At 37.0% G+C, this 2874-nt stretch carries 2 protein-coding genes; both read left to right on the forward strand.

The window, feature by feature from the left end:
• Positions 1-885, forward strand: an 885-nt coding sequence (locus B4J23_RS03145) for an HNH endonuclease signature motif containing protein (RefSeq protein ID WP_291358735.1), incomplete at its 5' end; no start/stop codon positions are given.
• Between the two features lie 550 nt (positions 886-1435).
• Complete coding sequence (locus B4J23_RS03150) at positions 1436-2668, forward strand: ATP-binding protein (protein WP_087528525.1); 1233 nt, start codon at positions 1436-1438, stop codon at positions 2666-2668.
• The last annotated feature ends 206 nt before the right edge of the window (positions 2669-2874 follow it).

Consider the following 2874-nt stretch of genomic DNA (forward strand, 5'->3'; position numbering starts at 1 on the left):
AAAATTGGCTTGGTCAATGAGTTGATGAATATCATTGCTGGTGATCAGATTCATAATATTATGAGTCTGAATCAGGGGGAACGCGTTGAAAACCTGATGTCGCATCTGTTGACCATTCTTTGCAGAATAGCGACGCCTGTAAAAAATACTGGGGTTCCGAGTTTGGGCTTTCATCCATACTTATATTTTTATAAGGACCAGCGTTTTCAGATTACTTCTTTTCTTGCATGGTTTTCAATTGTGTATGAAATTCATGAAAGCCGCATGCAGATTCATCATCGAACGATTAGTTTCAAAGACTTCACCCGGGTACGCCGTAGTATTGAGTTCTTGATTGCTAATTTCCCCGTGGCGACCACTGAAACGGTCGGCAAGTTCGGCAGTGGTATCAAGGGCTATGATCGGCTACAAATTGTCTATAAAGCCTTTATTTGCTTAAGCTTGGAAATGGAAGTTGATTTTGATGATGAGGAATGCCTGAATACCTTTATTCTGTCCATGTCTAAGGCCTTCAAGTACATAAACTTTAACGAGTTTTATGTCGAAAGATTTTTGGGTGGTTATGATGATGCAGTGGTCAAGCATGTGGTGGGATATGTGGAGTCGATTAGTCCAATTTCTCGGTCAAAGCCCAAGGCCTTTTCGGCATTAACCAAGAGTCTGCTTAAGCACAATTTTCTGGTGGGTAATCATAACTTTTGCCTCATTTGTGATGGATTGATCTATCTTGATTCTACTGAATCGGATCATCGGATTGCCAAAGCCGTAGGTGGGCAAGGCGTTCTAGAGAATGGTCTGCTGGTTCATCCCATCTGTAATAGAATGAAATCAGATCTGAGTCTGGAAGAGATTAGAGCGGATTTGTTTGGTGAATTACTGTATTGATCAGCAGAGCGATGATCTCATTTTTGCAGATGTATCAATGATTAATCACATGATTTAACTTTTGATACATTCAGCCAATGTGGTTATTTTTAATTCAGTTCAGAATCACAACCAGAAGCTGGCTGTAGTTTCTGAATGACCGTCAAGGTCCTTAGTTTCGCCCATAGATTCCCTCTGTGGGCTTTTTTTTGATCAAAAATTGTATAGATGCCCTAAAATAAACCTTTTAGCATTTCATAAGCAATGAGGATTAAGGCTGAGACCATCAGCACAACAAAAATGAGTTCCACTCTAGTTAACATATTAATTCCTTTTACTTTTCACTTAATTTATATAGCAGTTAAGTCGCAGCATCAATGACATAACATGACATGGAAAATAATTAAAAAGACAGAATTTGGATTTTTATCAGATCTACTGTTTGCATGCTTCAACAGCAGCTTTGAATGTTTCACTTAACCTTTAAACTTTTTTAAAAGTTAAATGTATTTACATATGAGTTCTAAAATTTGATAGAATTTATTAAAACTTTAGATTCTAAGTGTAAACAATGAGAAGCGCTAATATTCGACGTGATGGCTACTTAAAATTTCTGAATACATGGCAAGACCGTGATGTCATTAAAGTACTTTCAGGTGTGCGTCGCTCTGGAAAATCCACCTTGTTAGCGATGTTTCAACAAGACCTAAAAGCACAGGGTGTACAAGCCGAAAACATCATTGCTATCAATTTCGAATTTATGGAATTTGAAGAACTCACCGATTACCGTAAACTACATGATTATGTATTGTCCAAAGTTGATAAAAGTAAAAAAAACTATGTTTTTTTAGATGAAATACAACATGTTACCAATTTTGAGAAAGTGGTCGACTCTTTATATGTTCGGGATTATATCGATTTATATATTACAGGCTCAAACGCATTCTTTCTAAGTGGAGAACTTGCGACTTTACTTACAGGACGCTATATCGAGCAACATGTTCTACCTTTGTCATTCCAAGAATTTAAACAGTGGCATATTGAAAATAATCCGATCATCCAACAATTATCCAATCGTGATTTGTATGCCATGTATACGCGCAGTAGTTTCCCTTATACGCTTGCCATGACTAGCCAGCAAGAAACTTATGATTACTTGCAAGCGGTCTATGCCAGTGTAATGTTTAAAGATGTTATTCCCCGTTTGAATACTGCCGATATTAACTCTCTCGAGCGTGTCGCAAGATATTTGGCAAGCGTGACAGGCTCACCTATTTCCATCAATAAAATTAAAAATACCTTTGTTTCAAGTGGGGTTAAAATTTCATTTGAAACAGTAAAACGCTATATTCAGGGCTTACAGGACAGTTTGTTATTTTATAGTGCTGCACAATTTAAAGTACGCGGGCGTGAGTTATTACAATCCTCTGAAAAATACTATTTAGTTGATGTCGGATTGCGCCGGATTATGTTGCCTGATGCTAATGCTGATCAAGGTCATATCTTAGAAAATGTAATTTATCTTGAGCTTATCAGACGAGGTTATACGGTCTATGTAGGGCGGGTTGATGAATATGAAATTGATTTTGTTGCTGTCGATACTTTACAGAATTTAACTTATTATCAAGTGGCATTAGAAACGCTCAATGAGGAGACACTCAGCCGAGAGTTACGTCCATTACAGAAAATTTCTGATTCGTATCCCAAATATTTACTTACCTTAGACACGATAGGGGCTGAAGCAAATTATAATGGTATTGTAAAAATGAGTGCTCTCGATTGGTTGCTATCTGAAAATAAGTAAAGTTGAGGGTAGACATGGATACTCTTATTTATTAATTAAAAATCAAAGACTTTTCAGCATCATTCAAGAATGTATTCAAGCATAATTTCTGCTCCAATTGTGAACCGTACCGGGTTTGTCGGATACTTTTTTATTTAAGTTAGGCCACCTCACCTAACGGGTTAATCTTATAATCGTACATTGCTTCAAGCTCAAAAGACGATACA

It is taken from the genome of Acinetobacter sp. UBA3025 (assembly GCF_002367915.1).
Lineage (GTDB): Bacteria > Pseudomonadota > Gammaproteobacteria > Pseudomonadales > Moraxellaceae > Acinetobacter.

Coding starts and splice junctions, on each gene's coding strand:
- B4J23_RS03150 (WP_087528525.1), top strand. CDS start 1,436: ATGAGAAGCGCTAATATTCGACGTGATGGCTACTTAAAATTTCTGAAT.